Raw genomic sequence first — 23,128 nt, forward strand, 5'->3', positions numbered from 1 at the left:
AGGTAGGGGTTTTGTCTTTCCGGGTCTGATAACCGCGCCCGGGGTCTACGGCCGCTGCGCGCCCGATTCGCGGCACAAGGCCGCTCCTACAGGGCCCGTGTTTCTCTTAAGCAAATCTCTTTTGCGCAATCCGCCGCTTATCTTCTCGCCAACAGCTGCGACAATTAATGCCGATAATTGACGTGACTTTCCTGCATACAGCCTACGTCAAGGCTTAGGTTCCGTGGATCCTTACCTGCGGACATAGCGATGCCAGCGTACCGTGCTGCGCATTCCTGGACTTCACCACCGTCCTATCATTTGAGGTAGCAAGCAAGATGGCCAAGGCCGCCGATGTCGTTGTGCAATGCCTGGAAAACGAAGGTGTCGAGTATGTGTTCGGCATTCCCGGCGAGGAGAACCTCGACCTGCTGGAATCCCTGCGCAAGTCGAAGATCAAGCTGGTCCTGACCCGTCACGAGCAATCCGCAGGCTTCATGGCCGCCACCTATGGCCGCCTGACCGGCAAGACCGGTGTCAGCCTGTCGACCCTGGGCCCCGGCGCCACCAACCTGGTGACCGCCAGTGCCTACGCCTACCTGGGCGGCATGCCAATGATGATGATCACCGGCCAGAAACCGATCAAGAAGTCCAAGCAGGGCCGTTTCCAGATCATCGATGTGTGCGGCATGATGGACCCCATCACCAAGTACACCCACCAGTTCGCCTCGGCCGACAACATCCCTGCCCGTATGCGCGAAGCCTTCCGCCTGGCTGAAGAAGAAAAGCCGGGTGCCGTGCACCTTGAGCTGCCGGAAGACATCGCCGCCGAGCAGACCGATGCCATGCCGATCCAGCCGAGCCTGCACCGCCGTCCGCTGGCCGAGCACGTGGCCATCGAAGCCGCCATCGAGAAACTGCGCACTGCCCGCAGCCCCATCCTGGTAATCGGCGCCGGTGCCAACCGCAAGATGACCGCCAAGGTTCTCAAGCAACTGATCGACAAGACCGGCATCCCGTTCGTCACCACCCAGCTGGGTAAAGGTGTGGTGGACGAGCGCCACCCGAGCTTCCTCGGCAACGCTGCACTGTCGTCCGGTGATTTCGTCCACCGTGCCATCGAAGCGGCCGACTTGATCATCAACATCGGCCACGACGTCATCGAGAAGCCGCCATTCTTCATGGTGCGCGGCGGTACCGAAGTCATCCACGTCAACTTCCGCTCCGCCGAAGTCGATGCCGTGTACTTCCCGCAGATCGAAGTGATCGGCGACATCGCCAACGCCGTTTGGCAGATCGCTGAAGGCCTGGGTGACACCTCGCACTGGGACTTCACCCGCCTACTGGCCATCCGCGAAGCCAACGAAGCGCAGATCGCAGAAGGCAAGGACGACGACCGCTTCCCGGTCTACCCGCAGCGCCTGGTTGCCGACATCCGCCGCGTATTGCCGTCCGAAGGCATCGTCGCGCTGGACAACGGCATCTACAAGATCTGGTTCGCCCGTAACTACAAGGCCCACAAGCCTAACACCGTGCTGCTGGACAACGCCTTGGCGACCATGGGCGCAGGTCTGCCGTCGGCGATGGCGGCACACCTGGTCTACCCGGACCGCCCGGTGATCTCGGTGTGCGGCGACGGCGGCTTCATGATGAACAGCCAGGAGTTGGAAACTGCGGTTCGCCTGGGCATGCACATCACCGTGGTGATCCTGCGTGACGACGGTTACGGCATGATCCGCTGGAAGCAGGCCAACATGGGCTTCACCGATTTCGGCCTGGACTACGGCAACCCGGACTTCGTCAAATACGCCGAAGCCTATGGTGCCAATGGTCACCGCGTGGAAAGCGCCGAAGGCCTGCTGCCGCTGCTCGAGCACTGCATCAAGACCCCTGGTGTGCACGTGATCGACTGCCCAGTGGACTACAGCGAAAACGACCGCATCCTCAACCAGGAGCTGCGTGAGCGCGCGCTGGCGGTATAACGCCTGAGCCCAGATCGCGGGCAGGCCTATTCCCACAGGTACATCACAGGCCTGGTGGGGCTTGCCCGCGATTGTCATTATCCAGTCAACCCATCCCCCCATGTGTTAGGGTGCATCCAAATATCCTTTGGACGTAACCCATGTTCCCTGCGCTCAGCGATAAAGAATTCGACCGTCTGGAAGACCTGCTGATCACCTACGGCAATGACTTCTCCGTGCTCAACCTGGCCGAGCTCGATGGCTTCTTCACTGCCCTGGCCAGTTCCCCGATCAGCATCCTTCCCGAACAATGGCTGCCGGCCATTTCTGGCGGCAAGGTACCCAAGTTCAAGAAGCCGGCCGATGAAGAGGCCTACACCGCCTTGATGCTGCGTTATTACCAGCAAAGAGCTGACGAGTTGGCCGAGCATCTCGACCACTTCGAGCCGCTGTTCGAGGAGAGCGAAGGCGAGGAGGGGCCGGCGATCATCCTGGAAGAATGGTGCTTCGGCTACATGCGCGGCACACAAGTCGCGGGCTGGGACGCGTTGCCGCCCGAACAGGACCGGCTGCTCAAGGCCATTTCGCTGCACGGCCTGGAAGACAACTTCGAACTGCTCGACTCCATGAGCTTCGACGAACATCAAGCGTGCGTCCCTCAGGTCGTAGAGGCCGCGCGTAGCCTGTATCGGTATTTCAAGCAGCGAAACTGACGCGATAAGGCCGGTATTTCCATGCTCCCACAGACGTCACCGTTCCCTGTAGGAGCGGCCTTGTGCCGCGATGGGCTGCGTAGCAGCCCCAGCAGTCTCACGATGGATACTTTCCACGAGGAAACAAAAAAGGCTGCCAAATGGCAGCCTTCTTCATGACGGGCTCGGACAATCAGTCCCAGCTCAACGCCCCACCGGTCTGATACTCGATAACCCGAGTCTCGAAGAAGTTCTTCTCCTTCTTCAAGTCCATGATCTCGCTCATCCATGGGAACGGGTTGGTCGTTCCTGGGTACTCTTCCTTCAGGCCGATCTGGGTCAGGCGGCGGTTGGCGATGAACTTGAGGTAGTCCTCCATCATCGCCGCGTTCATGCCCAGTACACCGCGTGGCATGGTGTCGCGGGCGTATTCGATCTCCAGCTGGGTACCCTGCAGGATCATCTGAGTCGCTTCTTCCTTCATCGCGGCGTCCCACAGGTGTGGGTTCTCGATCTTGATCTGGTTGATCACGTCGATGCCGAAGTTCAGGTGCATGGACTCGTCACGCAGGATGTACTGGAACTGCTCGGCGACGCCGGTCATCTTGTTGCGGCGGCCCATGGACAGGATCTGGGTGAAGCCGCAGTAGAAGAAGATGCCTTCCAGGACGCAGTAGTAGGCGATCAGGTTGCGCAGCAGCTCCTTGTCGGTCTCGACGGTACCGGTGTTGAATTCCGGGTCGGAGATGGCGCGGGTGTACTTCAGGCCCCAGGCGGCTTTCTTCGCGACCGATGGGATCTCGTGGTACATGTTGAAGATCTCGCCTTCATCCATGCCCAGCGACTCGATGCAATACTGGTAGGCGTGAGTGTGGATCGCCTCTTCGAACGCCTGGCGCAGGATGTACTGGCGGCATTCGGGGTTGGTGATCAGGCGGTACACGGCCAGGGCCAGGTTGTTGGCCACCAGGGAGTCGGCGGTGGAGAAGAAGCCGAGGTTGCGCATCACGATGCGGCGCTCGTCCTCGGTCAGGCCGTCCATGCTCTTCCACAGGGCGATGTCGGCGGTCATGTTGACCTCTTGCGGCATCCAGTGGTTGGCGCAGCCGTCGAGGTACTTCTGCCAGGCCCAGTCGTACTTGAACGGCACCAGCTGGTTGAGGTCGGCGCGGCAGTTGATCATGCGCTTCTCGTCGACGCGCACGCGAGCGGACGAGCCTTCCAGTTCGGCCAGGCCTTCGGCGATGTCGAGTTCGTTCAGGGCGGCCTTGGCGCGCTTGACGGCGTCGGAGTCGTCGGCGGTGGCTACGCGGGCTTCCTGGGCGGCGGCGTCGCCGGCGCTGTCCAGCTTGTCGAGGGTGGCGGCAGCGGCGTTGCCTTGTGCAGCGGCGTTGCCTTTGGCGGCGACTTCGCCGTCTTCCTTGTCGAATTCGTCCCAGCTCAGCATGGTTCCTGGCTCCTGCTAGAGGGTTGCGCGGGGCAACCGGTTGGATTTTAAGAAAGTGATGCCTGTACGCAAGGCCGTTACGGCGATAGGACAGCTCGAGAGGCTGACTCTCGTTTACATCTGAATATGTTCATGCCTGGCCAACCCCCGGAGGAGGGGCCAGGGCATGCGAATTGTGTAGTGCAACGACATGAAGTGCGGGCCGGCCAAGCGCTTGACGTTGGCTTGTGTCAGGCAGCGGATCATTGTCTGAACCCTTTTTCGAGGGGGGCGAATTATAACGGAATCCGCTAGGGATCGGGACGTGCAGCATGCGGACGATTGTATTTTTTCGACCGGTGAATGCGCGTTTCCGTTCACGAATTTCGTGTCGTTTTCTACGGAGGGAAAGTGTAGCTCTAACCTATATGTTGTGCCAGTTTAATTTTGTTGGCACAGGATATGGTGTTTTGGCAAAAGGCAGGTTGGCGGCCAATCGCCGACGAGCCGGCTTCCACAGGTGCAGCCTTTACACCGTACCTGTGGGAGCCGGCTTGCCGGCGATTGGCCGCTATTTCACTGGCTACACCGTTGACGCAGTGTTTCGACGATGTGCGTCTTTGGATGCTGGCGCGCCTCTTCGACCGTGGTGAAACGGCCGGTTTCGGCGTTGCGGCCTATCTTGCGTACTGCTGTTTTCTTCCGAGCCATCGTTTGCCTTCCTTGTTGGGATAGAGGCCCGGCGCCGGGTAGCACCGGGTCTGGCTGTTTTATCCCTTGGCGAACGAGGTGTGCAGGGGGCACGACCTCTCGATGACGCGGATACAAAAATGCCGCAAAAGGCGCCCGAAGGCGCCCTTGCGGCATGGGGTGTTACTGGCAGGCTTCGCAGTCTGGCTCGTCGATCGCGCAGGCCTTCGGCACTGGGGCTGGGCCCGCTGCCTGGACCGGGGCGCTGTCGCCGCCGCTGGAAACGGCATTGAGCTTGCCGGTGTTGATGGTCGACTTCTCGGTGCTGGTGGCAGCCAGGGCACGGAGGTAGTAGGTGGTTTTCAGACCACGGTACCAGGCCATGCGGTAGGTCACGTCCAGCTTCTTGCCCGAGGCGCCGGCAATGTACAGGTTCAGCGACTGGGCCTGGTCGATCCACTTCTGGCGACGGGAGGCGGCATCGACGATCCACTTGGTCTCGACTTCGAACGCGGTGGCGTACAGGTCCTTCAACTCTTGCGGGATGCGCTCGATCTGCTGGACGGAGCCGTCGTAGTACTTCAGGTCGTTGATCATGACCGAGTCCCACAGGCCGCGGGCCTTCAGGTCGCGGACCAGGTACGGGTTGATCACGGTGAACTCGCCCGACAGGTTCGACTTGACGTACAGGTTCTGGTACGTCGGCTCGATCGACTGCGACACGCCGGTGATGTTGGCGATGGTCGCGGTCGGCGCGATGGCCATGATGTTCGAGTTGCGGATACCTTTCTTGACGCGCTCGCGGACAGGGGCCCAGTCCAGGGACTCTTCCAGGTTGACGTCGATGTACTTGGCGCCACGGGCCTCGATCAGGATCTGCTGGCTGTCCAGCGGCAGGATGCCCTTGGACCACAGCGAGCCTTCGAAGGTCTGGTAGGCGCCGCGCTCGTCGGCCAGGTCACAGGAAGCCTGGATGGCGTAGTAGCTGACGGCCTCCATCGACTTGTCGGCGAACTCGACTGCAGCGTCCGAGCCGTACGGGATGTGCTGCAGGTACAGCGCGTCCTGGAAGCCCATGATGCCCAAGCCGACCGGGCGGTGCTTGAAGTTCGAGTTCTGCGCCTGGGGCACCGAGTAGTAGTTGATGTCGATCACGTTGTCGAGCATGCGCACGGCGGTCTTGACGGTACGCGCCAGCTTGGCGGTATCGAGCTTGCCGTCATTGATGTGGTTCGGCAGGTTGATCGAGCCCAGGTTGCACACCGCGATTTCGTCGGCGTTGGTGTTCAGGGTGATCTCGGTGCACAGGTTCGAGCTGTGTACAACGCCCACGTGTTGCTGCGGCGAACGCAGGTTGCACGGGTCCTTGAAGGTCAGCCACGGGTGGCCGGTCTCGAACAGCATAGACAGCATCTTGCGCCACAGGTCCTTGGCCTGGACGACCTTGAACACCTTGATCTTGTTGTACTCGGTCAGGGCTTCGTAGTACTCGTAGCGCTCTTCGAAGGCCTTGCCGGTCAGATCGTGCAGATCAGGCACTTCCGAAGGCGAGAACAGGGTCCACTTGCCGTCGTCGAAGACGCGCTTCATGAACAGGTCCGGGATCCAGTTGGCGGTGTTCATGTCGTGGGTACGACGACGGTCGTCACCGGTGTTCTTGCGCAGCTCGAGGAATTCCTCGATGTCCAGGTGCCAGGTTTCCAGGTAGGCGCAGACAGCGCCCTTGCGCTTGCCGCCCTGGTTGACCGCCACGGCGGTGTCGTTGACCACCTTCAGGAACGGCACGACGCCCTGCGACTTGCCGTTGGTGCCCTTGATGTACGAGCCCAGGGCGCGCACAGGGGTCCAGTCGTTGCCCAGGCCACCGGCGAATTTCGACAGCATGGCATTGTCGTGGATGGCCTTGTAGATGCCCGACAGGTCGTCCGGCACGGTGGTCAGGTAGCAGCTCGACAGCTGTGGACGCAGGGTGCCAGCGTTGAACAGGGTCGGGGTGGAGGCCATGTAGTCGAACGAGGACAGCAGGTTGTAGAACTCGATCGCACGGGCTTCCTTGTCCTTCTCCTGCAGTGCCAGGCCCATGGCCACGCGCATGAAGAATACCTGCGGCAGCTCGAAGCGCACGCCATCCTTGTGGATGAAGTAGCGGTCGTACAGGGTCTGCAGGCCCAGGTAGGTGAATTGCTGGTCACGCTCGTGGTCGATGGCCTTGCCCAAGCGCTCCAGGTCGTAGCCCTTCAGCGCAGGGTCCAGCAGCTCGAACTCGACGCCTTTCTCGACGTAGGCCGGCAGGGCCTTGGCATACAGCTCGGCCATCTCGTGGTGGGTGGCGCTGTCGGCGACGTTCAGGAAGCCCAGCGCTTCGGCGCGCAGGGTGTCCATCAGCAGGCGGGCGGTGACGAAGGAGTAGTTCGGCTCGCGCTCGACCAGGGTACGGGCGGTCATTACCAGGGCGGTGTTGACGTCCTTGATGGCCACGCCGTCGTACAGGTTCTTCAGGGTGTCGCGCTGGATCAGCTCGCCGTCGACCTCGGCCAGGCCTTCGCAGGCTTCGCTGATGATGGTGTTCAGGCGCGCCATGTCCAGCGGCGCCAGGCTGCCGTCGGCCAGGGTGATGCGGATGCTCGGGTGCGGCTCGACCACGGCGTCGGTGTGGGCGCGGGTGGCGCGCTCCTTGGCACGTTGCTCGCGGTAGATCACGTAGTCGCGGGCGACTTTCTGCTCGCCGGCGCGCATCAGGGCCAATTCGACCTGGTCCTGGATTTCTTCGATGTGAATGGTGCCACCCGACGGCATGCGACGCTTGAAGGTCGCCGTGACCTGCTCGGTCAGGCGCGCGACGGTGTCATGGATGCGCGACGAGGCAGCGGCCGTGCCGCCTTCAACTGCGAGGAACGCCTTGGTGATGGCAACGGTGATCTTGTCGTCGGTGTAGGGAACGACAGTGCCGTTGCGCTTGATCACGCGCAGTTGGCCCGGAGCGGTAGCAGCCAGATCCTGGTTCGAATCGGCGGCCTGCGGCACCTTCGCCTGCGGGTTCTCGCGAGTTGTGTCGGTTTGCATGGGTGGGTGTCTCCACAGTTTCTATATGTTCAGGCGCCTTTTGGGCGCCCACCGTTCCATCCACTAGCCTGGTGGCCAGAGCGGGGGACGCACATGCACGCGCGTCCGCCCGCTCGGGTATACCGACTTCGGGACAGACTCAGGAATAAGGGGCAATAACCTGCCGCTCCCTGGCCGAAGTCAAATGCTCTTGGCGCTGGGGCCAAAGCTGTTGCTCTCAATGCTTCCGCTGGAGCGGTTTGCTGGTGAAACCACGTTTAGTTCGGCCAGAAAAATCGCTTGAATTTCTGTGCCGACTGGTGTTGGCGATAGTGGGCCAAACCCAATATCTAGTGGTTCGCTGCGATGGGGATACAAGATAATGCGGTCTTGGGGGCTTTGCAAGGCGGGCGTCTGTGGATAACTTGTGCGTACTTTGTGTGTGATCCGTGGGTATGCGCTGTAGGCCTTGTCCTAGCTGGCCTTCACTTTTTTTCTGCGTCCCGATGCCCTATCGCGGATTTTTTCGGGTGCGAACCCTATCACGAAACACGCTTCGATCCAGGCCCTGCGACAGGCGGCTTGGCATGGTTGGCAGGGCGGGGTGCGGCACGTAGTATCGGCAGGCATTGTTGCCTTTTGGTTACGCGGCACCGCCAACCCACCGGCAGCCCCAGAACAAGAATAAACAGCAAAGGCGATTCATGGACCAGCCCAGCAACCGGATTTTGATCGTCGAGGACGACCAGCGCCTGGCCGAGCTCACTGCCGAATACCTGCAGGCCAACGGTTACGAGGTCGCGGTGGAAAGTGATGGTGGCCGGGCCGCGCGGCGCATCATCGACAGCCAGCCAGACCTGGTGATCCTCGACCTGATGCTGCCCGGCGAAGACGGCCTGAGCATCTGCCGGCGCGTGCGTGGCCTGTACGCAGGCCCGATTCTCATGCTTACCGCCCGCAGCGACGAGCTCGACCAGGTGCAGGGCCTGGACATGGGCGCAGACGACTATGTCTGCAAGCCCGTGCGCCCACGCGTGCTGCTGGCGCGGATCACCGCCCTGTTGCGGCGCAGCGAGGCACCGGAAGCCAAGCGCCAGGAACTGGTCTTCGGCGCCTTGCGTATCGACAGCCGCCTGCGCGAAGCCTGGCTGGGCGAGCAGGCGATCGACCTGACCAGCGCCGAGTTCGACCTGCTCTGGCTGCTCGCCAGCCACGCTGGCCGGGTGTTGTCGCGCGAGGAGATCTTCACCTCCCTGCGCGGCGTGGGCTACGACGGCCAGGACCGCTCCATCGATGTGCGCATATCAAAGATCCGCCCCAAGATCGGTGACGATCCGATCCACCCCCGCTTGATCAAAACCTTGCGCAGCAAGGGTTACCTGTTCGTCGGCGAGGCCGCCCAGGCCGCGGTGCCATGAATTCGATCTTCCTGCGCATCTATGGCGGCATGCTGGCCGTGCTGGTGCTGGTGGCGATACTCGGCGTGCTCAGCCTGCACCTGGTCAACCAGGTGCGAGCCGAGCAGCACCGCGAGCGGTTGGCCCAGGGCACGTTCAGCCTGATGGCCGACAACCTGGCCGTGCAGGACCCGGTGGAGCGCAAGCGCTCGCTGTTGATCTGGGAACGTTTGCTCGGCGTGCCGTTGGACGTGCAGCCAGCATCGGCTTTCACGCTCGACGGCAGCCAGCGCGCGCGACTGCGACGTGGGCTGGTGGTGGTGGAAAAAACCGGCCCCCATGCGGTGCAGGTGCTGCGCCAGATCGGCAGCGAAGAACAGTTGCTGGTGGCCGAGGTCAAGCAGGTCAGCGAACAGCTTGCTCGCGCCACCCTCTACCTGCTGGCGGACGAGCTGGTGCGCTACCCGGTGACCGAGCAGCAACGGCGCCTGGCCGAGCTGAAGGAAAGCAAAGGCTTCGGTTTCAATGTCGCCTTGCAACGCCTGGAGCGGGTCGGCCTGGACGATGACCAGCGGCGGCGGGTGGAGGAAGGCGACACGGTGATGGCGCTGGGCAAGGATGGCGACTCGATGCGCGTCTTCTCAGGGTTGACCGGGTCGCCCTGGGTGCTGGAGATCGGGCCGCTGTACCAGCTCAACCCGTATCCGCCACAATTGTTGATCCTCATTGCCTTCCTTGGCCTGTGCCTGATCGGCCTGGTGGTCTACCTGCTGGTGCGTCAGCTGGAGCGGCGCCTGTCGGGGCTCGAAGTCGCCGCCACGCGCCTGGCCCAGGGCAGCCTGGACACCCGCGTGCCGGCCGGCGATGCCGACTCGGTGGGGCGTCTGGCCGAAGCCTTCAACGGCATGGCCGAGCACCTGCAGCGGTCATTGACCATGCAGCGCGAGCTGGTCCGGGCCGTGTCCCACGAGTTGCGTACCCCCGTGGCGCGCCTGCGCTTCGGCCTGGAGATGATCGAGAGCGCCGACACCGAGCAGGCCAGGGCCAAGCACCTGGCCGGCATGGACAGCGACATCCAGGACCTGGACAAACTGGTCGACGAGATGCTGACCTACGCCCGCCTGGAACAGGGCACGCCGGCGCTGAAGTTCCAGGCGGTGGACCTCGATGCCTTGCTGGCGCGGGTGATCCAGGAACTCTCGCCCCTGCGCGCCGAGGTCAAGGTGGTGCGTGGCGCATGCCAGGGTGGCCAGGCGGGCGGCGCCTGGGTCGAGGCCGAGCCACGCTACCTGCATCGCGCCCTGCAGAACCTGGTGGGCAACGCCATGCGTCACGCCGAAAGCGAGGTGCGGCTGAGCTACCAGTTGGGGCAGGAGCACTGCCGGATCGATGTCGAGGACGATGGGCCAGGGATCCCCGAGGGCGTGTGGGATCGCATCTTCACCCCGTTCACCCGCCTGGACGACAGCCGCACCCGCGCCTCCGGCGGACATGGCCTGGGCCTGTCGATCGTGCGCCGGATCATCTACTGGCATGGCGGGCGGGCGATGGTGGGGCGCAGCCAGACGCTGGGCGGGGCGTGTTTCAGTCTTAGCTGGCCCAGCACCCGGGCGCTATCCTGAACCCTATACGCTGATCAGGCTGAGCAAGGCGCCATCGCGAACGCTGAACTGGCCTTCGAGCTCTCGACCACTGCGCCACTGAGCCGACAAGTCGGTAAGCAGGCGCAGCCGGGCCTGCCCGTCGTTGGACCATTCCAGCAGTTCAGCGTGCTCGAAATAGAAACGTTGCCGGGTCAGGGGGTAGAGCGCCTTGAACAGGCTTTCCTTGAGCGAGAAGGTCAAGGTAACGGCCAGGCCGAGCTGGTTGCGATCCAGGCGCTGCAGCTCCGGCGGGGTGAGGATTTCCCCCGCCAGCCGGTCGGCGCGCGCGTCATCGAGCAGGGTCTCCTGGTCCAGGCCCAGGCCCTGGGTATCGCCGTCGGCGGCCACCACTGCCGCCGCCCAGCCCTTGCCATGGGTGATCGAGCCGTGGATGCCGGTCGGCCAGATCGGCGAGCGGTCTTCATGGGTACCCGGCACGTAGTCGCGCCCGTCCAGTTGCTGCAGCGCGGTGCGGGCGCAGACTCGGCCGGCCAGGTATTCGGCCTGGCGCTTGGCCACCGAGCGTTGCAGGCTGGCGCTCTGCTCGACATCGGCGCGCTGGAAGTCGTCCACGGCCAGGCGGCTGGGGTCGAAGGTACAACTGACCAGCACCGCGCCTGGGACTGGGCGGGGCAGGGGCCAGTGGTGCTGGGGTGGGGTGCAGCAGGTAGGAAGTCTGGTCATGGCGGCTATTGTGCCAGCGCTCGGTCATTTTGGGGCCGCGACGCGGCCCCGGTAATCCTCAATCGAACACTTTTTGGAAAAACGCCTGCATATCCGCCCACGAACTCTCGTCGGCCGCCTTGCTGTAGCCGATATCCGGCCCACCATGCCCGCCATGGCTCAAGCGATCGGCATCGGGGTTGGTGAACCCATGCTTGGCCCCTGGAATGCTGACGAACTCGAAACTGGCCCCCGCCGCATCCATTTCCTTCTTGAATGCTTCCACCTGCTGCTCGGTGACCATGCTGTCGGCCGCGCCGTGCTCGACCAGCACCTTGGCCTTGACGCTGCCGGGTGTGGCAGGCGTCTGGGTGGCCAGTGCGCCATGGAAGCTCACCACGCCGGCAAGAGGCTCGCCGCGCCGTGCGGCATCGAGCACGACCTTGCCACCGAAGCAGTAGCCGACGGCGCCGAGCTTGTCCTTGTCGGTGTAAGGCTGTAGCTGGAGCAGTTCAAGGCCGGCATCGAAACGCTTGGCGGCCGCCTTGGGGTCTTTCATCGCGGTCGCCATGAAGGCCTGGGCGTCCTGGGGATGCTCGGTGTTCTTGCCATCGCCATACATGTCGATGGCCAGGGCGCTGTAGCCGAGGGCGGCGAGGTCCCGGGCACGGCGCTTGGCATAGTCGTTCAGGCCCCACCATTCATGCACCACGACGATACCCGGGCGCTTAACATCGAGGGCATCGTCATAGGCGTAGTAGCCCACCAGGCGCTGGCCGTCGGCATCCTGGTAAGGGATTTCACGGGTCTGCACAGCCGCCTGCGCGAGGGTGGTGCTGCATAACAAGGCCAGGGCAAGCAGGGAACGCATGGTCGGTACCTCCTTTTCGGTAAAGGGCGGGCTCGTTCAGCCAGGGTTCAGCCAGGGTTCAGCGGCGGTTCAGGGCGTCCTCCCTACTCTAGCCCCCAGACCGAAACAACGCATCCAACTGGAGTACCAAACCCATGAAAGCACTCAACACCCTGATGGTCGCCATGGCCGTTTGCGCCGCCAGCCTCACCGCCCAGGCCGCCGACGACACCTTCGCCAGCCTGACCTACGGCCAGACCAGCGATAAAGTACGCAAGTCCGGCTTGCTGCAACGCAATACCGAGCATCTGAATACCGACGGCATCATCGGCAAGGACGGTACCTGGGGCGTGCGCCTGGGCAAGATCAACGACGACGCCCGCTACTACATGACCTACGACAACGTCTCGGGTGACCACAGCGGCATCAAGCTGCGCCAGGAAAACCTGCTCGGCAGCTATGACCGGTTCCTGCCGGTAGGCGATACCACCAAACTGTTCGGTGGCGCCAGCCTGGGCCTGACCAAGCTGACCCAGGAATCCACCGGCTACAGCCGCGACACCGACCTGGGTTACGCCGTGGGCCTGCAGGCCGGCGTGCTGCAGCAAATCACCGACAATGCCTCGGTGGAGCTGGGCTACCGTTACCTGCGCAGCAATGCCAGCACCGAGCTGGCCGAGCACGGCGCAGCCAAGGCCGGCGCCCTGCGCCTGACCAGCAGCGCCCAGACTTACCTGTCGGCTAACTACAGCTTCTGATCTGGCAGGGGGCCGGACATTCACTGGTATGCTGTGCCGGCCCTATCGCGGGACAAGCCCGCTCTCACAACACCTGTGGGGGCGGGCTTGTCTTGCGATAGGGGCTGACAGGCAATGAAGCAAGGAGAGTGACATGAAATTGCTGGTGGTCGAGGACGAAGCGCTGCTGCGTCATCACCTGTACACGCGCCTGAGCGAAAGCGGGCACGTGGTCGAGGCGGTGGCCAATGCCGAGGAAGCGCTGTACCAGGCCGAGCAATACAACCACGATTTGGCCGTGGTCGACCTGGGCCTGCCGGGCATGAGCGGGCTGGACCTGATCCGCCAGCTGCGCAGCCAGGGCAAGCGTTTCCCGATTCTGATCCTCACCGCGCGCGGCAACTGGCAGGACAAGGTCGAGGGCCTGGCCGCCGGCGCCGACGACTATGTGGTCAAACCATTCCAGTTCGAGGAACTGGAGGCGCGTCTCAACGCCTTGCTACGACGTTCCAGCGGCTTCACCCAGTCGACCATCGCCGCCGGCCCGCTGGTGCTGGACCTCAACCGCAAGCAGGCGACGCTGGATGAGCAACCCCTGGCCCTGACCGCCTACGAATACCGCATCCTCGAATACCTCATGCGTCATCACCAGCAGGTGGTGGCCAAGGACCGGCTGATGGAACAGCTCTACCCCGATGACGAAGAGCGCGACCCCAACGTCATCGAAGTGCTGGTCGGCCGCCTGCGGCGCAAGCTCGAGGGCGACCGAGGCTTCAAGCCCATCGATACGGTGCGCGGCCTGGGCTACCTGTTCACCGAGCGCTGCCGATGATCCGTTCGCTGCGCCTGCGCCTGATGCTGGCGGCGGCGCTGCTGGCCCTGCTGTTCATGCTGGCGCTGCTGCCGGCCTTGCAGAAGGCCTTCAGCCTGGCCTTGCAGGAGTCGATCGAGCAGCGCCTGGCTTCGGATGTCACCACCTTGATTTCCGCGGCGCGCATCGAGCATGGCCAGTTGCAGATGCCCGAGCTGCTGCCTGACGAGCGCTACAACCTGCCCTATACCGGCTTGCGCGGCTATATCTTCGACCGTGACGGCAACCTGGTATGGCGCTCGCGCGCCACCTCCGAGCAACACATCAACTACCACCCGCGCTATGACGGGCGCGGTAACGAGTTCGACCGCATCCGCCAGGACGATGGCGAGGAATACTTCGTCTACGACGTGGAGATCAAGCTGCTCGGCGGCAAGAGCGCGGCCTACAGCATCGTCGCCCTGCAACCGGTGCGCGACTACCAGCACACCCTCGATGGCCTGCAGGAAAAACTCTACCTGGGCTTTGGTGCCGCATTGCTGGTGCTCATGCTGTTGCTCTGGGCCGGCCTGACCTGGGGGCTGCGCTCGCTGCGCCGGCTGAGCGTGGAGCTGGACGAAGTGGAGGCGGGCGCGCGCGATGGCCTGAGCCGCGAACACCCCCGCGAGCTGCTGCGCCTGACCGGCTCGCTCAACCGCCTGCTGCGCAGTGAGCGCGAGCAGCGCCAACGTTACCGCGACTCGCTGGATGATCTGGCGCACAGCCTCAAGACCCCGCTTGCGGTGCTGCAAGGGGTCGGCGAAAGCCTCGGGCAGGGCAGCAGCGAGCGCGAGCAGGCGCGGGTGCTGCAAAGCCAGATCGAGCGAATGAGCCAGCAGATCGACTACCAACTGCAGCGTGCCAGCCTACGCAAGAGCGGCCTGGTGCGTCACCGGGTGCAACTGCGGCCGGTGCTCGACAGCCTGTGCAGCACGTTGGACAAGGTCTACCGCGACAAGCGCGTGGCGGTCACTTTGGACGTTCCCGAGCGTGCCTGGCTGCCGATGGAGCAGGGCGCTGCGCTGGAGTTGTTCGGCAACCTGCTGGAAAACGCCTACCGCTTGAGCCTCGGCCAGGTGCGGGTGAGCTTGCAGCAAGCTCCTGGGCAACTGGCGCTGTGCGTCGAGGACGATGGCCCCGGAGTGCCGGCCGACCAGCGCGAACGCATTCTACAACGTGGCGAGCGGCTCGATCGCCAGCACCCAGGGCAGGGCATTGGTCTTGCGGTGGTCAAGGACATCATCGACAGCTACGACGCCGAGCTGAGCCTGGACGACTCGCCCTTGGGCGGCGCGGCCTTTCGAATCGTCTTCCACCTGGACTGAGCGTTGTCTGCATCGCGGGGCGAGCCGGCCCCCCGCTCCCAAGGTTGACAGCGCCCCTGAGCGGGCTGGTCCCGCGATGAACTCAACACCAGCCGGGCGGATTCCCGCCATCTCCCTCGTTCCAAACTTGCCAGCGGGCGGAAACCCGCCAACTCCCTCCTGCGTGACTGCCCAACCTTTGGGCAAGAAAAGCCCTGAAACACGGGCCTTGCACCCATTGTGAGCACATTGGCATCGGCCTTGCTATTGACCTGGCATCGGCCTGCCCAGGCAGCTCGACCACAACGACAAATCCCTCCAGGTGCAGGAGGGTTCGCGCTTTAGGTGCCCCGACACCCTGGGAAGGGTGGGCCTGGCACACTTGAGGAAAATGAGCCATGACGACACGTCAGCCGCTGTACAAATCGCTGTATATCCAGGTGTTGGTCGCCATCACCATCGGTATCCTGCTCGGTCACTACTACCCGGAAACCGGCGTCGCCCTCAAACCCCTGGGTGACGGATTCGTCAAACTGATCAAGATGGTCATCGCCCCGATCATCTTCTGCACCGTCGTCAGCGGCATCGCTGGCATGCAGAGCATGAAGTCGGTCGGCAAGACCGGCGGCTACGCGCTCCTGTACTTCGAAATCGTCTCCACCATCGCCCTGATCATCGGCCTGGTGGTGGTCAACGTGGTCCAGCCGGGCGCCGGCATGCACGTCGACGTCAGCACTCTGAATGCCAGCAGTGTGGCCGCCTATGCCGCCGCCGGCGCACAGCAGACCACCGTCGGCTTCCTGCTCAACATCATCCCCAACACCGTGGTCGGCGCCTTCGCCAATGGCGACATCCTGCAGGTGCTGATGTTCTCCGTGCTGTTCGGCTTCGCCCTGCACCGCCTGGGCAGCTACGGCAAGCCGGTGCTGGACCTGATCGACCGCTTCGCCCATGTGATGTTCAACATCATCAACATGATCATGAAGCTGGCTCCGGTCGGTGCCTTCGGCGCCATGGCCTTCACCATCGGCCAGTACGGCGTGGGCTCGCTGGTGCAGCTGAGTTACCTGATGATCTGCTTCTATGTCACCTGCCTGCTGTTCATCCTGGTGGTGCTGGGCAGCATCTGCCGCTTCCACGGCTTCAGCGTACTCAAGCTGATCCGCTACATCCGTGAAGAGCTGATGATCGTGCTCGGCACATCCTCCTCGGAGTCGGCGCTGCCGCGCATGCTGGCCAAGATGGAGCGCCTGGGTGCCAAGAAGTCCGTGGTGGGCCTGGTGATCCCGACCGGCTACTCGTTCAACCTGGACGGCACCTCGATCTACCTGACCATGGCCGCGGTGTTCATCGCCCAGGCGACCGACACCACCATGGATATCACCCACCAGATCACCCTGCTGCTGGTGCTGCTGATTGCCTCCAAGGGTGCTGCAGGTGTCACCGGTTCCGGGTTCATCGTGTTGGCTGCCACCTTGTCGGCGGTGGGCCACCTGCCGGTTGCGGGCTTGGCGCTGATCCTGGGTATCGACCGCTTCATGTCCGAAGCCCGAGCCCTGACCAACCTGATCGGCAACGCCGTGGCCACCGTGGTCGTGGCCAAGTGGGTCAATGAACTGGATACCGACCAGCTGCAGGCCGAGCTGGCCTCCGGCGGCGCGCCGCTGGCCGACGCCCGCCCGGTCGACGACCTGGGTGTGGCCGAAGGCCCGGCGCGTTGATTCATTTGGGCTGCTATGCAGCCCATCGCCGGGGGGCCCCGGGCCCCCCGGCGATGGGCGCGCAGCGCCCCACAGGCATTAACCTTCTTTATGCCTATGGTGTCTGTGCCGGCCCTATCGCGGGGCAAGCCCGCTCCCACAGGTCCCTCGCTGAATGACAGAGCAGCGGGGCACCTATGGGAGCGGGCTTGCCCCGCGATAGCGGTGCTTCATTCGACGCGGGTTTCGCCGCTGTACACCAAAATCTCCCTGCACCGCCGGCACAAGTAGCGTCGCCCCTGGCGCACCAGCTTGTGCCGCTGGGCCGTGAACGGGAAATCGCTTTCCGGGCACGGGCAACGGTAGATGTAGCGCGTCACCACCCGCCGCTGAACCTCATAGTTGTGACAACGATTGGGGGGCAGCTCGTAGACCCCGCGCATGATCAACTGCCATTCCTCGCCATGGGCCTGGATACGGTCGCCGAACAACTGGTGCGCGACCAGGTGCGCGACCTCATGGGCCACGGTCTGGCGCAGGAAGTCTTCCTGGTTCTCGCGGTACAGCTGCAGGTTGAAGCGCAGCAGGTTCTCGTGCAGATGGGCGACACCGGCCTTCTGGCCGCGCAGCTTGAAGCTGACTTCCGGGCGGGGGAAGGGGCGTTTGAAGAAGGCTTCGGCTTGCTGGTAACAGGTTTCGACGCGTTGTTTGAGCAGCTCGGGCATGGCGGGGTGGTTCTCCTGGCCGGGCCATTATGCCGCAAGCGCTCCGTGCCTGCCGAGCCACCGGTCAGCGCACAGCCTGGGGCCGCCTCGATGGCGGCCCCAGGTGATGCTCCCGTGTCGCGGTGGATCTAGTTGGTATAGACAGGCCCCACACCCAGCCCCCAGATGATCACCGTGGCGGCCATGATCGCCACCAGCACCACCAGGCCCACCGCCAGCACGGAGCTGGAGAACAGGAAGCCTTCGTCGGTGGGGATGTTCATGAAGGTCGGCAAGCCGACGTAGAGCAGGTAGACCGTGTAGCAGATGGCCGCCGTGCCCACCAGCATGCCTAGCCAGAGGTGCGGGTAGAGCGCCGCCAGGCCGCCGATGAACAGCGGGGTGGCGGTATAGGTGGCAAAGGCCACGCACTGTGCCATGGACGGCGTGGCATCGTAGGTGCGGGCCATCCAATGGATGAAGGCGCCCATGACCGCGACCCCGGCGAGCATCGCCAGGTAGGACATGATGCTCATCCATAGCGCGCTTTCCATGGTCAGCATCACCGCCGGTCGATCGCCGATGACCCAGCCGACCTGGGTGGTGCCGATGAAGGCCGACACGGCAGGGATCGCTGCCAGTATCAGCGTATGGGTCAGGTACATGTGGCTGATGCTTTCGTCCTCGCCACGGATCTCCTTCCACTCCTGGTCAGGGTGGGTAAACAGCCCCAGAACGTGATGGATCATGCCGGTCACTCCTATCGTCGTTGTCAAACGCCCCCCAAATGGAGCGCTTGCGGCCCGAGGCCCTGGACACCGATGCAAGCGGTCGTGTGGCCTTATCAGGCAGTATAGGAAGCCGTTGCCAGCAAAAAACCGGCTTTTTAGAGCAAATTGCGCTGTCAGGCGCGCCCTTGATTCTTTATCGGAATGGCCTACGCCTGTGCTCGGTTTGTGCGTAAAATAGCCCGCTTTTGTCACACCTCGCGGATCCAAGCGCTATGGGCACCCTCTCGGTCAACCAGAACAAACTGCAAAAACGCCTGCGTCGTCTCGCCGGCGAAGCCATCACCGACTACAACATGATCGAGGATGGCGACAAGGTCATGGTCTGCCTGTCCGGCGGCAAGGACAGCTACACCATGCTCGACGTTCTGTTGCACCTGCAGAAGGTGGCGCCGATCACGTTCGAGATCGTCGCGGTGAACATGGACCAAAAGCAGCCGGGCTTCCCCGAGCACGTGCTGCCGGCCTACCTCGAGACCCTGGGCATCGAGTACCACATCGTCGAGAAGGACACCTACTCGGTGGTCAAGGAACTGATCCCCGAAGGCAAGACCACCTGCTCGCTGTGCTCGCGCCTGCGTCGCGGCACGCTCTACACCTTCGCCGACGAGATCGGCGCGACCAAGATGGCCCTGGGGCACCATCGCGACGACATCGTCGAGACCTTCTTCCTCAACATGTTCTTCAACGGCTCGCTCAAGGGCATGCCGCCGAAGCTGCGCGCCGACGACGGCCGCAACGTGGTCATTCGCCCGCTGGCCTACTGCAGCGAGAAGGACATCCAGGCCTACTCGGACATGAAGGCATTCCCGATCATCCCGTGCAACCTGTGTGGCTCCCAGGAAAACCTGCAGCGCCAGGTGGTCAAAGACATGCTGGTGGAATGGGAGCGCAAGCACCCCGGTCGTACCGAGAGCATCTTCCGTGCCCTGCAAAACGTGGCGCCGTCGCAGCTGGCTGACCGCAACCTGTTCGACTTCACCAGCCTGAAGATCGACGAGAACGCCACCCCGCGCTTTCTCGACGTGCTGAACATCTGAGCCCATGCGCGACTACCAGTGGCTGCATGAGTACTGCCTGAACCGCTTCGGCTCCGCCCAAGCCCTCGAAGCGTTCCTGCCGCAGCCGCGCACCTCAGCCCAGCTGCGCGACATCGGCGATGACCGCTACCTGTCGACGCTGGCCCTGCGCGTGTTCCGCGCCGGGCTCAAGCACAGCCTGGTGGACGCCAAGTGGCCGGCGTTCGAGCAGGTGTTCTTCGGCTTCGAGCCGCAGAAGGTGGTGCTGATGGGCGCCGAGCATCTGGAGCGGCTGATGCAGGACGAACGGATCATCCGCCACCTGGGCAAGCTCAAGAGCGTGCCGCGCAATGCACAGATGATTCTCGATATCGAGAAGGCGCACGGTAGTTTCGGCGCATTCATCGCCGACTGGCCGGTGACCGACATCGTCGGGTTGTGGAAGTACCTGGCCAAGCATGGCAACCAGCTGGGTGGGCTCTCTGCGCCACGCTTCCTGCGCATGGTCGGCAAGGACACCTTCATCCCCACCGATGACGTGAGCGCGGCGTTGATTGCGCAGAAAGTGATCGACAAGCCGCCGACCAGCCAGCGCGACCTGGCATTGGTGCAACAGGCCTTCAACCAGTGGCATGCAGAAAGCGGGCGACCGCTGTGCCAGTTGTCGGTGATGTTGGCGCATACCGTCAACCATTGAGACCGTGCGGGGCAAGCCCGCTCCCACAGGGCCTGCAAAATCAAATAGTTATGCGTTGTTCTATGAGAGCGGGCTTGTCCCGCGATTGGGCTGCACAGCTGCCCAGATGCCTCAACGCCCTTCGCCCGCCAGGCGCCGCTCATGCTGGAACTTCCAGCGCACATACAGCAGCGCACTGACGAACAACCCCAGGCTCACCAACACCTCGACCCAGCCGAACACCGCTCGCGCCGGGTCGAACGCTGCCAGCACGCCCTTGATGAAATAGAGATTCACCACGAAGCAGGTCCAGGCATGGGCCCGGGCGCCGCCCATCAGCATGCCAGGCAGCAGCACGAGCAGCGGCACCAGTTCGATCGCCAGGATCACCTCGACCCGCGCCCCGTGCAGGTCGGCGAACCACAGATTGTTCACCACCAGCAGGGCGATCAGGCCGAAGAAGAACGCCAGGCTCGATGCCCGGGCCAGGCGCAGGCGCGGTGCCAGCCATTCCAGCGGCGGCAACACCTTCGGCTTTTTAGCCACGTTCGCCCCCCAGTGCCTTGGCGGTATTCGCCAGGCGTTGGCCGAGGGCACGGCACAGGGCGATTTCGTGCGGGTCCAGCTCGCGCTTGCCGTCGGCCCCGGCATGGTGGCTGGCGCCATAGGGCGTACCGCCGCCGCGGGTCTCGAGCAGCGCCGACTCGCTGTAGGGCAGGCCCAGCACCAGCATGCCGTGGTGCATCAGTGGCAGCATCATCGACAGCAGGGTGGTTTCCTGGCCGCCGTGCAGGCTGGCGGTGGAGGTGAACACCGCTGCTGGCTTGCCGACCAGTTCGCCGCCCAACCACAGGCTGCTGGTGCCGTCGAGGAAGTACTTCAGCGGCGCGGCCATGTTGCCGAAACGGGTCGGGCTGCCCAGGGCCAGGCCTGAGCAATGGCGCAGGTCGTCGAGGGTGGCATAGAGTGCGCCGCTGGCCGGGATGTCCGGCGCCACGGCTTCGCACTCGGTGGAGATCGCCGGCACGGTGCGCAGGCGCGCCTCCAGGCCGGCCATCTCGACGCCTCGGGCGATGTGCCGGGCCATCTCGCTGGTCGAACCATGGCGGCTGTAGTAGAGGACCAGGACGTAGGGCTCGCTCACGGCAGGATCTCCAGCACTTTCTCAGGCGGACGGCCGATCACGGCCTTGTCGCCGACGACCAGGATCGGCCGTTCGATTAGTTTTGGGTGCTGGGCCATGGCCTCGATCAGTTGCGCGTCGGTCAGTGCCGGGTTGGCCAGGTCCAGGGCCTTGTATTCGTCCTCGCCGGTGCGCAGCAGTTGGCGCGGGGCGATGCCCAGCTTGCCGAGCAGAGCCTTGAGCGTGGCGGTGTCCGGCGGGGTTTCCAGGTAGCGCACGATGGTCGGGGCCAGGCCGCGCGCTTCGAGCAGTTCCAGGGCGCCGCGGGATTTCGAGCAGCGCGGGTTATGATAGAGGGTCAGATCAGTCATGACGGGTCGCATCCAGCTGGGTGTGGCGGCTATTCTAACCGCAGCGACTGTGTAGTTTGCTTGAATCTTCTAGAAGGATTGACCCATGGCAAGGCGTTTGGCAGCCCTATTGGCCATCACCGCGAGCCTGTTGCTCGGCGGTTGCGGTGCGGATTACGGCGTGGACCAGCACGGTAATACGGTAAAGGCCGAGCAGATCGACGGGCACTGGGTAGTGCTCAACTACTGGGCCGAGTGGTGCGGCCCGTGCCGTACGGAAATCCCCGAACTCAATGCAGCGGCCAAGCAGTGGGAAGCCCAGGGCATCAAGGTGGTGGGGGTGAACTTCGACGGGCTGCAGGGGCAGGACCTCAAGCAGGCGGCCGAAACCCTCGGCATCGCCTTCACCGTGCTCGCCCAGGACCCGGCCGAGCGCTACGAGCTGCCGCGCAGCGAGGCGCTGCCGGTGACCTACATCATCGACGACCAGGGCAAGGTACGTGAACAGTTGATGGGCGAGCAGACGCTCGAAGGGCTGCAGGCCAAGATCAAGGCGCTCAAGGGCGGCGCTTGATGGCTTTCGGGGCTGCTTTGCAGCCCATCGCGGCGCAAGGCCGCTCCTACAGGCTGGCGCCCGCCCTGTAGGAGCGGCCTTGTGCCGCGAAAGGGGCGCCAAGCACCCCCCTTGTTTCAGCCTTCCTCAGGCCAGAACCGCAGCGGCTTGCCCTCGGCCGGCCAGAAGCGGATCTGCTCGATCGGCGAGACGTCCCAGCGTTGGACGGTCTCCAGTGCCTGCAGGAAGCGTTTTTCCTGGTCCATCAGCGCCGGTGCGCACAGTTTGCGGGTCTTGCCGACTTTGCCGAAGCTGATGCGATCGCCTTCCAGGGTATAGGGCGCGAACCAGTGGTTGCAGCCGGCATTGCCATAGGCGCGGCCATCCTCGCCCAGAATCAGGGTCAGGTGGCTATAGTCGATCAACGGGCGTTCGCCGATCCATTCCAGCACATAGCCGCGCTCCTGCTGCAAGGGCGAAGGCTCGGAAGCACAACCCACCAGTGCGCTGGCAGCCAGCACGGCGCTCAACAGGTGTTTCACTGCGCGCTCTCCTGGCAAGCGGGGCACAGGTGCCGTTCGCCCTGGCTGCTCCAGCCCAGTTCGGCGATACGGGCGCTGGCGGCCGGCTGGCGAGCCTTCTTGCCGAGCTTGGCGTCCACGGCGAACTCGAAGTCCAGCTCGGCCTGGCATGCGTCGCACTTGACCTGCCAGTTGAGGATCTCCAGTTCGTTGAACACCGGGCCGTTGGCCACGGCGACCCACTGGCCGCGAGGGTTGATCAGGTGGCGCACGCTTTCCACGGTCAGGCGCATGGACAAATCCTTGCTGCCCTTGAGCGTCACCAGCAGGACATCGTCCTTGTGCATCGAGCCACCGTTGCCGGTCACTTGGTAGCGGCCGGGCACCAGGGCGCGGCATTCGATCAGCGTGTGTTGCGGGTTGAATAGGGTGTAGCGGAAATCGTGTTCGACCATGGGTC

At 63.6% G+C, this 23,128-nt stretch carries 24 protein-coding genes; 12 read left to right on the forward strand and 12 right to left on the reverse strand.

From position 1 onward, the window contains the following. The 3 genes from IRZ56_RS23185 to IRZ56_RS18335 all read left to right on the forward strand — a co-directional run. Window positions 1–181, forward strand: a 181-nt coding sequence (locus IRZ56_RS23185; protein ID WP_230381379.1) for a hypothetical protein, incomplete at its 5' end; no start/stop codon positions are given. 136 nt (window positions 182–317) lie between these two features. Beyond that, a complete protein-coding gene (locus tag IRZ56_RS18330) occupies window positions 318–1,961 on the forward strand; it encodes an acetolactate synthase large subunit (protein WP_196146229.1) in 1,644 nt (547 codons plus the stop codon). A 140-nt stretch (window positions 1,962–2,101) separates the two neighbouring features. Next, the gene (locus tag IRZ56_RS18335) at window positions 2,102–2,653 is read left to right on the forward strand and encodes a UPF0149 family protein (RefSeq protein WP_196146230.1); all 552 of its coding nucleotides are present in this window, start codon (window positions 2,102–2,104) and stop codon (window positions 2,651–2,653) included. Between the two features lie 172 nt (window positions 2,654–2,825). Here IRZ56_RS18335 and IRZ56_RS18340 read toward each other — a convergent pair whose 3' ends face one another. The 3 genes from IRZ56_RS18340 to IRZ56_RS18345 form a co-directional block, all read right to left on the reverse strand. After that, window positions 2,826–4,079 carry a ribonucleotide-diphosphate reductase subunit beta gene (locus IRZ56_RS18340; RefSeq protein WP_084858667.1) on the reverse strand — a complete coding sequence of 418 codons (1,254 nt, stop codon included), beginning with the start codon at window positions 4,077–4,079 and terminating at the stop codon, window positions 2,826–2,828. Between the two features lie 555 nt (window positions 4,080–4,634). Beyond that, window positions 4,635–4,769, reverse strand: coding sequence for a hypothetical protein (locus IRZ56_RS23250; RefSeq protein WP_268867039.1), 135 nt, complete (start codon window positions 4,767–4,769; stop codon window positions 4,635–4,637). A gap of 162 nt (window positions 4,770–4,931) precedes the next feature. After that, on the reverse strand, window positions 4,932–7,811 hold the full coding sequence (locus IRZ56_RS18345) for a ribonucleoside-diphosphate reductase subunit alpha (RefSeq protein WP_196146231.1): 2,880 nt from the start codon (window positions 7,809–7,811) through the stop codon (window positions 4,932–4,934). 683 nt (window positions 7,812–8,494) lie between these two features. Between IRZ56_RS18345 and IRZ56_RS18350 the strand changes: the two genes are divergently transcribed. Together IRZ56_RS18350 and IRZ56_RS18355 are read left to right on the forward strand one after the other, a co-directional pair. Then, window positions 8,495–9,208 (forward strand): response regulator transcription factor, encoded by a 714-nt coding sequence (locus IRZ56_RS18350; protein WP_196146232.1) that lies wholly within the window; start codon window positions 8,495–8,497, stop codon window positions 9,206–9,208. After that, on the forward strand, window positions 9,205–10,809 hold the full coding sequence (locus tag IRZ56_RS18355) for an ATP-binding protein (protein ID WP_196146233.1): 1,605 nt from the start codon (window positions 9,205–9,207) through the stop codon (window positions 10,807–10,809). Before IRZ56_RS18350 ends, IRZ56_RS18355 begins: the two co-directional genes overlap by 4 nt. A 3-nt stretch (window positions 10,810–10,812) precedes the next feature. Here the strand turns inward: IRZ56_RS18355 and IRZ56_RS18360 are convergent, their stop codons facing one another. Then, entirely contained in the window at window positions 10,813–11,514 is a 702-nt protein-coding gene (locus IRZ56_RS18360; protein WP_196146234.1) for a 4'-phosphopantetheinyl transferase family protein, read from the reverse strand. A gap of 58 nt (window positions 11,515–11,572) precedes the next feature. After that, window positions 11,573–12,364, reverse strand: coding sequence for a dienelactone hydrolase family protein (locus tag IRZ56_RS18365; protein WP_196146235.1), 792 nt, complete (start codon window positions 12,362–12,364; stop codon window positions 11,573–11,575). 134 nt (window positions 12,365–12,498) lie between these two features. On the opposite strand from IRZ56_RS18365, the gene IRZ56_RS18370 reads away from it, so the two are divergent. From IRZ56_RS18370 to IRZ56_RS18385, 4 genes are all read left to right on the forward strand, one after another. Then, window positions 12,499–13,101, forward strand: a complete 603-nt coding sequence (locus IRZ56_RS18370) for an outer membrane beta-barrel protein (protein ID WP_196146236.1) — start codon at window positions 12,499–12,501, stop codon at window positions 13,099–13,101. Between the two features lie 133 nt (window positions 13,102–13,234). Then, window positions 13,235–13,912, forward strand: a complete 678-nt coding sequence (locus IRZ56_RS18375; RefSeq protein ID WP_196146237.1) for a response regulator — start codon at window positions 13,235–13,237, stop codon at window positions 13,910–13,912. Further along, window positions 13,909–15,255, forward strand: a complete 1,347-nt coding sequence (locus IRZ56_RS18380) for an ATP-binding protein (protein WP_196146238.1) — start codon at window positions 13,909–13,911, stop codon at window positions 15,253–15,255. The genes IRZ56_RS18375 and IRZ56_RS18380 overlap by 4 nt, the downstream gene beginning before the upstream one ends. Window positions 15,256–15,632: 377 nt before the next feature. Further along, window positions 15,633–16,955, forward strand: coding sequence for a dicarboxylate/amino acid:cation symporter (locus tag IRZ56_RS18385; RefSeq protein WP_196146239.1), 1,323 nt, complete (start codon window positions 15,633–15,635; stop codon window positions 16,953–16,955). A gap of 209 nt (window positions 16,956–17,164) precedes the next feature. Here IRZ56_RS18385 and IRZ56_RS18390 read toward each other — a convergent pair whose 3' ends face one another. Together IRZ56_RS18390 and IRZ56_RS18395 are read right to left on the reverse strand one after the other, a co-directional pair. Next, the gene (locus IRZ56_RS18390) at window positions 17,165–17,659 is read right to left on the reverse strand and encodes a SprT family zinc-dependent metalloprotease (RefSeq protein WP_196146240.1); all 495 of its coding nucleotides are present in this window, start codon (window positions 17,657–17,659) and stop codon (window positions 17,165–17,167) included. A 128-nt stretch (window positions 17,660–17,787) separates the two neighbouring features. Next, entirely contained in the window at window positions 17,788–18,387 is a 600-nt protein-coding gene (locus IRZ56_RS18395) for a Yip1 family protein (RefSeq protein ID WP_070091748.1), read from the reverse strand. Between the two features lie 254 nt (window positions 18,388–18,641). On the opposite strand from IRZ56_RS18395, the gene ttcA reads away from it, so the two are divergent. Continuing rightward, the gene (gene ttcA, locus IRZ56_RS18400) at window positions 18,642–19,466 is read left to right on the forward strand and encodes a tRNA 2-thiocytidine(32) synthetase TtcA (protein ID WP_196146241.1); all 825 of its coding nucleotides are present in this window, start codon (window positions 18,642–18,644) and stop codon (window positions 19,464–19,466) included. Window positions 19,467–19,470: 4 nt separating this feature from the next. Then, on the forward strand, window positions 19,471–20,142 hold the full coding sequence (locus tag IRZ56_RS18405) for a DNA-3-methyladenine glycosylase I (RefSeq protein ID WP_196146242.1): 672 nt from the start codon (window positions 19,471–19,473) through the stop codon (window positions 20,140–20,142). Window positions 20,143–20,253: 111 nt separating this feature from the next. Here the strand turns inward: IRZ56_RS18405 and IRZ56_RS18410 are convergent, their stop codons facing one another. Genes IRZ56_RS18410 through arsC form a run of 3 tightly spaced genes read right to left on the reverse strand, consistent with a single transcriptional unit; the run spans window position 20,254 to window position 21,615 of the window. Next, complete coding sequence (locus tag IRZ56_RS18410) at window positions 20,254–20,667, reverse strand: DUF2069 domain-containing protein (protein WP_196146243.1); 414 nt, start codon at window positions 20,665–20,667, stop codon at window positions 20,254–20,256. Continuing rightward, window positions 20,660–21,265, reverse strand: a complete 606-nt coding sequence (gene wrbA / locus IRZ56_RS18415) for an NAD(P)H:quinone oxidoreductase (protein ID WP_196146244.1) — start codon at window positions 21,263–21,265, stop codon at window positions 20,660–20,662. The genes IRZ56_RS18410 and wrbA overlap by 8 nt, the downstream gene beginning before the upstream one ends. Next, the gene (gene arsC / locus IRZ56_RS18420) at window positions 21,262–21,615 is read right to left on the reverse strand and encodes an arsenate reductase (glutaredoxin) (protein WP_196146245.1); all 354 of its coding nucleotides are present in this window, start codon (window positions 21,613–21,615) and stop codon (window positions 21,262–21,264) included. The genes wrbA and arsC overlap by 4 nt, the downstream gene beginning before the upstream one ends. A gap of 85 nt (window positions 21,616–21,700) precedes the next feature. Between arsC and IRZ56_RS18425 the strand changes: the two genes are divergently transcribed. Beyond that, on the forward strand, window positions 21,701–22,168 hold the full coding sequence (locus tag IRZ56_RS18425) for a TlpA disulfide reductase family protein (RefSeq protein ID WP_196146246.1): 468 nt from the start codon (window positions 21,701–21,703) through the stop codon (window positions 22,166–22,168). Window positions 22,169–22,284: 116 nt separating this feature from the next. Here the strand turns inward: IRZ56_RS18425 and IRZ56_RS18430 are convergent, their stop codons facing one another. Then, the gene (locus tag IRZ56_RS18430) at window positions 22,285–22,689 is read right to left on the reverse strand and encodes an META domain-containing protein (protein ID WP_196146247.1); all 405 of its coding nucleotides are present in this window, start codon (window positions 22,687–22,689) and stop codon (window positions 22,285–22,287) included. Then, complete coding sequence (locus IRZ56_RS18435) at window positions 22,686–23,123, reverse strand: hypothetical protein (protein ID WP_196146248.1); 438 nt, start codon at window positions 23,121–23,123, stop codon at window positions 22,686–22,688. The genes IRZ56_RS18430 and IRZ56_RS18435 overlap by 4 nt, the downstream gene beginning before the upstream one ends. Window positions 23,124–23,128: the final 5 nt, after the last annotated feature.

The sequence above is a fragment of the Pseudomonas guariconensis genome, from assembly GCF_015680235.1.
Classification (GTDB): Bacteria; Pseudomonadota; Gammaproteobacteria; order Pseudomonadales; family Pseudomonadaceae; genus Aquipseudomonas; species Aquipseudomonas guariconensis_A.

What these genes read in the sequence shown, in the direction of transcription:
- IRZ56_RS18330 (WP_196146229.1), top strand. Translation starts at nt 318, where the DNA reads ATGGCCAAGGCCGCCGATGTCGTTGTGCAATGCCTGGAAAACGAAGGT.
- IRZ56_RS18335 (WP_196146230.1), top strand. Translation starts at nt 2,102, where the DNA reads ATGTTCCCTGCGCTCAGCGATAAAGAATTCGACCGTCTGGAAGACCTG.
- IRZ56_RS18340 (WP_084858667.1), bottom strand. Translation starts at nt 4,079, where the DNA reads ATGCTGAGCTGGGACGAATTCGACAAGGAAGACGGCGAAGTCGCCGCC.
- IRZ56_RS23250 (WP_268867039.1), bottom strand. Translation starts at nt 4,769, where the DNA reads ATGGCTCGGAAGAAAACAGCAGTACGCAAGATAGGCCGCAACGCCGAA.
- IRZ56_RS18345 (WP_196146231.1), bottom strand. Translation starts at nt 7,811, where the DNA reads ATGCAAACCGACACAACTCGCGAGAACCCGCAGGCGAAGGTGCCGCAG.
- IRZ56_RS18350 (WP_196146232.1), top strand. Translation starts at nt 8,495, where the DNA reads ATGGACCAGCCCAGCAACCGGATTTTGATCGTCGAGGACGACCAGCGC.
- IRZ56_RS18355 (WP_196146233.1), top strand. Translation starts at nt 9,205, where the DNA reads ATGAATTCGATCTTCCTGCGCATCTATGGCGGCATGCTGGCCGTGCTG.
- IRZ56_RS18360 (WP_196146234.1), bottom strand. Translation starts at nt 11,514, where the DNA reads ATGACCAGACTTCCTACCTGCTGCACCCCACCCCAGCACCACTGGCCC.
- IRZ56_RS18365 (WP_196146235.1), bottom strand. Translation starts at nt 12,364, where the DNA reads ATGCGTTCCCTGCTTGCCCTGGCCTTGTTATGCAGCACCACCCTCGCG.
- IRZ56_RS18370 (WP_196146236.1), top strand. Translation starts at nt 12,499, where the DNA reads ATGAAAGCACTCAACACCCTGATGGTCGCCATGGCCGTTTGCGCCGCC.
- IRZ56_RS18375 (WP_196146237.1), top strand. Translation starts at nt 13,235, where the DNA reads ATGAAATTGCTGGTGGTCGAGGACGAAGCGCTGCTGCGTCATCACCTG.
- IRZ56_RS18380 (WP_196146238.1), top strand. Translation starts at nt 13,909, where the DNA reads ATGATCCGTTCGCTGCGCCTGCGCCTGATGCTGGCGGCGGCGCTGCTG.
- IRZ56_RS18385 (WP_196146239.1), top strand. Translation starts at nt 15,633, where the DNA reads ATGACGACACGTCAGCCGCTGTACAAATCGCTGTATATCCAGGTGTTG.
- IRZ56_RS18390 (WP_196146240.1), bottom strand. Translation starts at nt 17,659, where the DNA reads ATGCCCGAGCTGCTCAAACAACGCGTCGAAACCTGTTACCAGCAAGCC.
- IRZ56_RS18395 (WP_070091748.1), bottom strand. Translation starts at nt 18,387, where the DNA reads ATGATCCATCACGTTCTGGGGCTGTTTACCCACCCTGACCAGGAGTGG.
- ttcA (WP_196146241.1), top strand. Translation starts at nt 18,642, where the DNA reads ATGGGCACCCTCTCGGTCAACCAGAACAAACTGCAAAAACGCCTGCGT.
- IRZ56_RS18405 (WP_196146242.1), top strand. Translation starts at nt 19,471, where the DNA reads ATGCGCGACTACCAGTGGCTGCATGAGTACTGCCTGAACCGCTTCGGC.
- arsC (WP_196146245.1), bottom strand. Translation starts at nt 21,615, where the DNA reads ATGACTGATCTGACCCTCTATCATAACCCGCGCTGCTCGAAATCCCGC.
- IRZ56_RS18425 (WP_196146246.1), top strand. Translation starts at nt 21,701, where the DNA reads ATGGCAAGGCGTTTGGCAGCCCTATTGGCCATCACCGCGAGCCTGTTG.
- IRZ56_RS18435 (WP_196146248.1), bottom strand. Translation starts at nt 23,123, where the DNA reads ATGGTCGAACACGATTTCCGCTACACCCTATTCAACCCGCAACACACG.